The 8,041-nt window shown below is 72.9% G+C and carries 6 protein-coding genes; 5 read left to right on the top strand and 1 reads right to left on the bottom strand.

From position 1 onward, the window contains the following. The 3 genes from DEP02_RS15020 to DEP02_RS15010 form a co-directional block, all read left to right on the top strand. On the top strand, positions 1 to 1,446 hold a 1,446-nt coding region (locus tag DEP02_RS15020), incomplete at its 5' end, for a hypothetical protein (RefSeq protein WP_157977450.1). A 119-nt stretch (positions 1,447 to 1,565) separates the two neighbouring features. Beyond that, positions 1,566 to 2,573, top strand: a complete 1,008-nt coding sequence (argF, locus tag DEP02_RS15015) for an ornithine carbamoyltransferase (protein WP_112467821.1) — start codon at positions 1,566 to 1,568, stop codon at positions 2,571 to 2,573. A 110-nt stretch (positions 2,574 to 2,683) separates the two neighbouring features. Then, positions 2,684 to 4,132, top strand: coding sequence for an amino acid permease (locus tag DEP02_RS15010; RefSeq protein WP_112467820.1), 1,449 nt, complete (start codon positions 2,684 to 2,686; stop codon positions 4,130 to 4,132). Here DEP02_RS15010 and DEP02_RS15005 read toward each other — a convergent pair. Further along, the gene (locus DEP02_RS15005; protein ID WP_112467819.1) at positions 4,089 to 4,625 is read right to left on the bottom strand and encodes an ATP-binding protein; all 537 of its coding nucleotides are present in this window, start codon (positions 4,623 to 4,625) and stop codon (positions 4,089 to 4,091) included. The genes DEP02_RS15010 and DEP02_RS15005 overlap by 44 nt on opposite strands. A 245-nt stretch (positions 4,626 to 4,870) precedes the next feature. Here DEP02_RS15005 and DEP02_RS15000 point away from each other — a divergent pair, with 245 nt between their 5' ends. Both DEP02_RS15000 and DEP02_RS14995 read left to right on the top strand, forming a co-directional pair. Continuing rightward, entirely contained in the window at positions 4,871 to 5,698 is an 828-nt protein-coding gene (locus DEP02_RS15000) for an enoyl-CoA hydratase family protein (protein WP_112467818.1), read from the top strand. A gap of 19 nt (positions 5,699 to 5,717) precedes the next feature. Next, complete coding sequence (locus DEP02_RS14995) at positions 5,718 to 8,036, top strand: bifunctional salicylyl-CoA 5-hydroxylase/oxidoreductase (RefSeq protein WP_112467828.1); 2,319 nt, start codon at positions 5,718 to 5,720, stop codon at positions 8,034 to 8,036. Positions 8,037 to 8,041 lie beyond the last annotated feature (5 nt).

The raw sequence follows: 8,041 nt of genomic DNA, 5'->3' as shown, positions 1-8,041 counted from the left end.
CGGCGCGGGCAACGGCGACTCGCCGAGTCCGCCGCCGGGGTGCGGCACCGGCTGCCCGAGCCCGCCGGCCCGCTGCGGCGCGGGGTGTTCCTCCTCGCGGCGGGTGCCGTGTTGTGCGCCGTGGCCGGGAGCGCGGTCGGGCAGGGCCTGAGCGGTGTGCGCGCGGACGAGCGGAGAGCCGCCGGGGCCGAGCGCGTCACGGCCGAGGTGACCGGCCGGTACGACGCGTCGGTGCGGCTGCGCACCGACGACGCGCGGAGCGTCACCGTCGACGCGGAGTTCCCCGAGGACTACCCCGTCGGCACCACGCTGACGGTGCTGGAGGACGGGCCGTGGCGGCGTCTGGCCGCCGAGCCGTACGACCCCTGGGCCTGGCAGTTGCTGGCGCTGGCCGCCGGACTGCCGGGGATCTCGCTGCTCACGACGGGCGTCCTGGCGTACCGCCGCGGTGCGGCGCTGCGCCGCGGTCCGGTGCCGGCCCTGCGGGTGCTGGAGCGCGTCGACCGTGACGGACGGAGCTGGATCCACGCCACCGACGACCCCTCCGGACGCACGCCCCTGTTCAGCTGTCACTGCGCAAGGGTGCTGCCCGACGAGGGGAAGCACGCCGAACACACCGAAGAGGACGAGGACGAGGACGAGGGCGGGGACGACGACCGGGCCTTCGACACGCGGCTGTACGAGGCGGTCGTGTTCGGTGCCCCGTACGAAGGCGGCGAGCTGGTCTTCCTCGCCGCCGGAAGCGACGGGGACCCGGTGGTGACACGCACCGTCGGTCCGGTCCGCCTGCCCGGTACGGGCCGTGGCCGCATGGGGCACGGCCCGAAGCCCGCCGCGGAAGGAGAGTCCGCCGGCGCGGAGCTGCCGCCGGACGACCGCGTGGCAGAGGTGGCCGCGGCCCTGAAACCCACCGGTCGGCCGATGCGCTGGGGAGCGGGCCGGGTGGCCAGGATCTACGGGCTGGCGCTCACCGCGGGCATGGTGAGCGGGATCGAGCTGGCCGTCGACGCGGTGGCGGCGGACGGCTTCCGCTGGGACAACCTCTTCCGGTTCGGGCTGATCTTCCTGATCGGCCCGGCGGCCGTCCTGCTCAACTGGCGGATCACCGCGGACAGCGCGGGACTGTGGCTGACCGGAGTCTGGAAGGTGCGGCACGTGCCGTGGGAGCGGCTGCGGGCGGTCCGGTACACGGCCTACGGCTCGGTCGAGGTCCGGGTGCGCGGTGAAGACCCCTGGCAGCTGTCCCTCCCCGCCTGGCACTGGGCCGCACGCCGGCTGGGGCTGCGCCTGCCGTACACACGGATGTTCGAGGAGCTCGCCGCGCTGCACGCCCATCCGGAACTGCGTCCCACCGAGCAGAGCCCGCCCCGCGGTCGAGGCCTGCCGATGGGCCCCGCCCTGGCCCTGCTGCTCGGTCTGCTCGTCCTGCTCCCGTTCCTCGGATGAGTGCTGCCCGACAGGCCCTGCCACCGCGCCGGACACGAGACGCCGTGTGTATATAAATGTGGAGCATCGTATAGACTTGCATGGTCCCGTGTTCGTCCGCCGTCCCCAGGAGTTCTCCGATGGTGCATGTCCCGACCGGTCTCACCGGCCGACACTTCCTCAAGGAGCTGGACTTCACCCGGGAGGAGTTCCGCGGTCTGGTCGAGCTGGCCGCCGAGTTGAAGGCCGCCAAGAAGGCCGGGACCGAGACGCCGTACCTGCGCGGGAAGAACATCGCGCTGATCTTCGAGAAGACCTCGACGCGCACCCGTTGTGCGTTCGAGGTCGCCGCCGCCGACCAGGGTGCCTCGACGACGTATCTCGACCCGTCCGGATCGCAGATCGGGCACAAGGAGTCCGTCAAGGACACCGCCCGCGTCCTCGGCCGGATGTTCGACGCGATCGAGTACCGGGGCGACAGTCAGGACACCGTCGAGGAGCTCGCCGCGCACGCCGGCGTCCCCGTCTACAACGGGCTCACCGACGACTGGCACCCCACCCAGATGCTCGCCGACGTGCTCACCATGACCGAGCACAGCGCCAAGCCGCCGGCGGAGACCGCTTTCGCCTACCTCGGCGACGCCCGCTTCAACATGGGCAACTCCTACCTGGTCACCGGCGCCCTGCTCGGCATGGACGTGCGCCTGGTCGCCCCCAAGACGTACTGGCCGGCCCAGGAGATCGTCGACCGGGCCCGCGGGCTGGCCGCCTCCAGCGGTGCGCGCATCACCCTCACCGAGTCCCTGGACGACGGCGTGCGCGGTGCCGACTTCGTGGCCACCGACGTCTGGGTGTCCATGGGGGAGCCCCAGGAGGTGTGGGCCGAGCGGATCGAGGCCCTCGCCCCGTACGCCGTGACGATGGACGTCCTGCGCGCCACCGGCAACCCGGACGTGAAGTTCCTGCACTGCCTGCCCGCCTTCCACGACCTCGGCACCGAGGTCGGCCGCGAGATCCACGAGCGGTACGGCCTGCGGTCGCTGGAGGTGACCGACGAGGTGTTCGAGTCGGCCCACTCGGTCGTCTTCGACGAGGCGGAGAACCGGCTGCACACCATCAAGGCGATCATGGTCGCCACTCTGACCTGACCGGCCTTACCCTGACAAACGGTGCCGGAACCACCCGCTCCGCCGCCGTAGCGCGACCCCTGGTCACCCCACGGTCGCCCCGCACCACCAGAAACGAGCACCACCCCCGCATGTCCGCCCCCCGCATCAAGTCCCCGGCCCTCCTCGTCGCCGAATCCGGCGCCGACCGCGCGGGGCACGGCCTCAAGCGCACGATGGGCCTGTTCCAGCTCGTCTGCTTCGGCATCGGAGCCATCGTCGGCACCGGCATCTTCGTCGGCCTGTCCGACTCGGTCGCCCAGGCCGGTCCCGCCGTCGTCGTCTCCTTCGTCCTGGCCGCGATCACCTGCGTGTTCACCGCCTTCTCCTTCGCCGAGCTCGGCGGCGCGATCCCCGTCGCCGGATCCTCGTACTCCTTCGCCTACGCCGGCCTCGGCGAGACCACCGCCTTCCTGGTCGGCTGGTGCCTGCTGCTGGAGTACGGCATCTCCATCTCCGCGGTCGCCGTCGGCTGGAGCCAGTACGTCAACGAGCTGCTGCACAGCCTCACCGGATGGCAGCTCCCGGCCGCCCTCTCCGCCGGACCGGGCGACGGCGGCGTCGTGAACGTCCCGGCCGTCGCCGTCATTGCCATGGCCTGCGTCCTGCTGGTGCGCGGGGTGCGCGAGAGCGCCCGGGCGACCGCCGTCATGGCCGTGCTCAAGATCGCCGTCCTCGTCGCCTTCTGCGCCATCGGCTTCACCGCCTTCCAGCACGGCAACCTCACCCCGTTCTCCCCGGCCGGCCTCGGCGGCATCGGCGCCGGCACCACGGCCGCGTTCTTCTCCTACATCGGCTTCGACGCGATCACCACGGCCGGCGAGGAGGCCAGGAACCCGCGCCGGGACATCCCCGTCGCGATCCTCGTCTGCATCGGCCTGGTCACCCTGCTGTACTGCGCGGTCGCCCTCGCCGCGATCGGCGCCATCGGCGGCCACCAGGTCGGAGGCCGGCCCGCCGCCCTGTCCTACGTCGTCAACACGGTGACCGGCTCCTCGGTCGGCGGCACGGTGATCGCCTTCGGCGCGGTCGTCGCCATCGCCTCCGTGGTGCTGACGGTGACGTACGCCCAGTCCCGCATCCTGATGTCGATGTCCCGCGACGGGCTCGTCCCGCGCGTCCTGCAGAAGGTCTCGCCGCGCACCTCGGTGCCCGTCGCCGGAACCCTGATCGTCGGCGTCGTCTTCGCCGTCCCCGCCGCCTTCGCGACGCTGGACGTCGTGGTCAGCCTGTGCACCATCGGCACGCTCGCCGTCATGGCCGTCGTCAACATCGCCGTGATCGCGCTGCGCCGCCGCGAGCCGGGCCTCGCCCGCAGCTTCCGGGTGCCGCTCTACCCGGTGCTGCCGCTGCTCGGCGTCGGCTGCTGCCTGTACCTGATGTACGAGACGGGCTGGACGACCTGGCTCCAGTTCGCCGCCTTCCTCGCGGCCGGGCTGCTGCTGTACGTCGGCTACGGGCGCCGCCACTCCCGGCTCGCGGCGCGGCGGGCGGACGTCACGCCGGACGCGGCCGAGGCGCCGGAATCGCAGCCAGCCTGAACCACACCGCCTTGCCCGACGCGGTCGGGCGGTGCCCGCAGGCGGAGCTGAGGGCGCGGATCAGCAGCAGGCCGCGCCCGTTCTCCTGCCAGGGGTCCGGTGCCGTCAGGCAGGGGCGCGTCAGACCGCCGGGCGGGGCCGGGTCCGGGTCGTGCACCTCGACGTGACAGCCGGTCGGCAGCAGCTCCACCACCAGCTCTATCGGGCCCCGGCCCGCGGTGTGCTCCACGGCGTTCGCCACCAGCTCCGCGGTCAGCAGCTCCGCCGTGTCGCCGTCGGCCGTGTGCTCCAGCTCGGCCAGCGCCGTACGGACCAGGGCGCGGGCGACGGGCACGGCGGCGGCCGTGTGCGGCAGCGCGACGCGCCAGGAGGCAGGCGGAAGGGGCGGCACGTAGTGCCCCGACGAGGGGCGGTGGCCGGGTGACGGGTGGGCGGAGGGGGGTTCGTGCACCGTGGGTCCGTTCGTGGCGCAGGGCGTCCCGGTGATCGTCATCAGGCTGTCCTGCTTTCGACGAGGGAATGGTACGGGTCGGCCTACCCGGGCGGACGACCGGCCTCCCCTGCCCTCCTCCCGTCGTTACCGCGCTGTCGACGAGCCGTGACGAAGCGACGGGGGCCGTCCGCGTCGCCATGAGTGCTATCGCGCACCCGTGACGACAGTCATGAATGAGTGATAGCTTCGGTGGGGAGAACTCAGCGAGGCACAGGTCGTGGCAGTCCCCGAGGAGGCCGTCCGCCATGAGTCCCTTCACCGGCTCCGCAGCCCGCACCTCCGACTGGCGCCATCTGCGCGTCGAGCACGCCGACGGCGTCGCCACGGTCACCCTCGCCCGCCCCGACCGGCTGAACGCGCTCACCTTCGGCGCCTACGCCGACCTGCGCGACCTGCTCGCCGAGCTGTCCCGCGAGCGGGCCGTGCGCGCCCTGGTGCTGGCCGGGGAGGGACGCGGCTTCTGCTCCGGCGGCGACGTGGACGAGATCATCGGCGCCACGCTGGGCATGGACACATCCGAGCTGATGGACTTCAACCGGATGACCGGGCAGGTCGTACGGGCCGTACGGGAGTGCCCGTTCCCGGTGATCGCGGCGGTGCACGGGGTGGCGGCCGGAGCCGGCGCGGTCCTGGCCCTGGCGGCGGACTTCCGGGTCGCGGACCCCACCGCCCGCTTCGCCTTCCTCTTCACCCGCGTCGGCCTGTCCGGCGGCGACATGGGCGCCGCCTACCTGCTGCCCCGCGTCGTCGGCCTCGGCCACGCCACCCGGCTGCTGATGCTCGGCGAGCCGGTGCGCGCGCCCGAGGCCGAGCGGATCGGCCTGATCAGCCACCTCACCGACGAGGGCCGCGCCGACGAGGCCGCCCGGACCCTCGCCCGCCGCCTGGCCGACGGCCCCGCCCTCGCCCACGCCCAGACCAAGGCCCTGCTCACCGCCGAACTGGACATGCCCCTGTCCGCCGCCGTCGAGCTGGACGCCTCCACCCAGGCCCTGCTGATGAACGGTGAGGACTACGCCGAGTTCCACGCGGCCTTCACCGAGAAGCGCCCGCCGAAGTGGCGGGGGAGGTGAGGAGACGGTGACCGGCGCCATGCGGGTCGCGGTCATCGGCGGCGGACCCGGCGGCCTGTACGCCGCCGCCCTGCTCAAGCGGCTCGACCCGGCCCGCGAGATCACCGTCTGGGAACGCAACGCGCCCGACGACACCTTCGGCTTCGGCGTCGTGCTCTCCGACGAGACCCTCGGCGGGATCGAGCACGCCGACCCGGCGGTGTACGAGGCCCTGCGCGGGGAGTTCGTGCGCTGGGACGACATCGACATCGTGCACCGCGGCACCCGGCACACCTCCGGCGGCCACGGCTTCGCCGCGCTCGGCAGGCGCCGGCTCCTCCAGATCCTGCACGAGCGCTGCCGCTCCCTCGGCGTCGAGCTGCGCTTCCGCACGCCGGCCCCGCTCCCGGACCGCCTGTCACGGGCGTACGACCTGGTCGTCGCCGCCGACGGCGTGCACAGCACCACCCGCGAGGCGTACGCCGACGTCTTCCGCCCCCGGGTGACCGGCCACCGCTGCCGCTACATCTGGCTCGCCGCCGACTTTGCCTTCGACGCCTTCCGCTTCGAGATCGCCGAGACCGAGCACGGCGTGATGCAGCTGCACGGCTACCCCTATTCCCGCCCGTCGCCCGACCACCACCCCTCGACGAGGCCCTTCGGACCGCGGGACGAATGCTCCTCGACCGTGATCGTCGAGATGCGCGAGGAGGTATGGCAAGCGGCGGGTTTCGCGGACATGGACGAGCAGGCGTCGGTCGAGCACTGCGCCAAGATCTTCGCGGACGCGCTCGGCGGACGGCCGCTCAGGTCCAACAAGTCCACGTGGACCACCTTCCGCACGGTCGTCAATGAGCGCTGGTCGCACGGCAACCTGGTGCTGCTCGGCGACGCCGCCCACACCGCCCACTTCTCCATCGGCTCCGGCACCAAGCTCGCCGTCGAGGACGCCCTCGCGCTGGCCGCCTGCCTGGAGGAGCGGCCTTCGCTCGCGGAGGCCCTGACGGCGTACGAGGAGGAGCGCAGGCCGGTCGTCGCGTCCACCCAGCGGGCCGCGCGGGCCAGCCTGGAGTGGTTCGAGAATCTGGGTCTTCATCTCGACCAGCCGCCCCGCCAGTTCGCCTTCAACCTGCTCACCCGCAGCCGCCGCGTCACCCACGACAACCTCAGGCTGCGCGACCCCCGCTTCACCGAGGCCGTGGAGCGCGAGTTCGGCTGCCCGCCCGGCACACCGCCGATGTTCACCCCGTTCCGGCTGCGCGGACTGACCCTGCGCAACCGGGTCGTGGTGTCCCCCATGGACATGTACTCCGCGGTCGACGGCGTCCCCGGCGACTTCCACCTCGTCCACCTGGGCGCCCGGGCGCTGGGCGGCGCGGGCCTGGTGATGACCGAGATGGTGTGCGTCAGCCCCGAGGGCCGGATCACCCCGGGCTGCACCGGCCTGTGGTCCGGGAAGCAGGCCGAGGCCTGGCGGCGGATCACCGACTTCGTGCACCGGCAGGCACCGGGCACCGCGATCGGCGTGCAGCTCGGCCACAGCGGGCGCAAGGGTTCGACCAGGCTGATGTGGGAGGGCATGGACGAGCCGCTGCCGCACGGCAACTGGCCGCTGGTGGCCGCCTCCCCGCTGCCGTACACACCGGGCAGCCAGACTCCCCGAGAGCTCTCCCGCGCCCAACTCACCGACATCCGCGAACAGTTCACCGGCGCCGCCCTGAGGGCCGCCCGGGCCGGCTTCGACCTGCTCGAACTGCACTGCGCCCACGGCTACCTGCTCTCCGGTTTCCTCTCCCCGCTCACCAACCACCGCACCGACGCCTACGGCGGCTCGTTGGAGAAACGGCTGCGCTTCCCGCTGGAGGTCTTCGACGCCGTGCGCGGAGCGTGGCCCGAGGAGCGCCCGATGACCGTACGTGTCTCCGCCACCGACTGGGCCGAGGGCGGTACGACCGACGGGGAGGCCGTGGAGATCGCGCGCGCCTTCGCCGCGCACGGCGCCGACGCGATCGACGTGTCGACCGGGCAGGTGGTGGCCGAGGAACGGCCGGAGTTCGGACGCTCGTACCAGACGCCGTTCGCCGACCGCATCCGGCACGAGACGGGCGTCCCGGTGATCGCGGTCGGCGCGATCTCCTCCTGGGACGACGTCAACTCCCTGATCCTGGCCGGGCGTACGGACCTGTGCGCGCTGGCCCGCCCGCACCTGTACGACCCGCACTGGACACTGCACGCCGCCGCCGAGCAGGGCTACACGGGCCCCGCCGCCGTGTGGCCCGCCCCCTACCGGGCGGGCAGCCGCCGCCCGCGGACGGGCCGCACGGACGCACCCAAGCCCCGCCTGACACTCGGGAGCTGACCGGC

This window comes from Streptomyces triticisoli, from assembly GCF_003270085.1.
GTDB classification, from domain to species: Bacteria; Actinomycetota; Actinomycetes; order Streptomycetales; family Streptomycetaceae; genus Streptomyces; species Streptomyces triticisoli.
The sequence above is the reverse complement of the archived record's forward strand: the minus strand, read 5'-3'. Positions and strand labels throughout refer to the sequence as shown.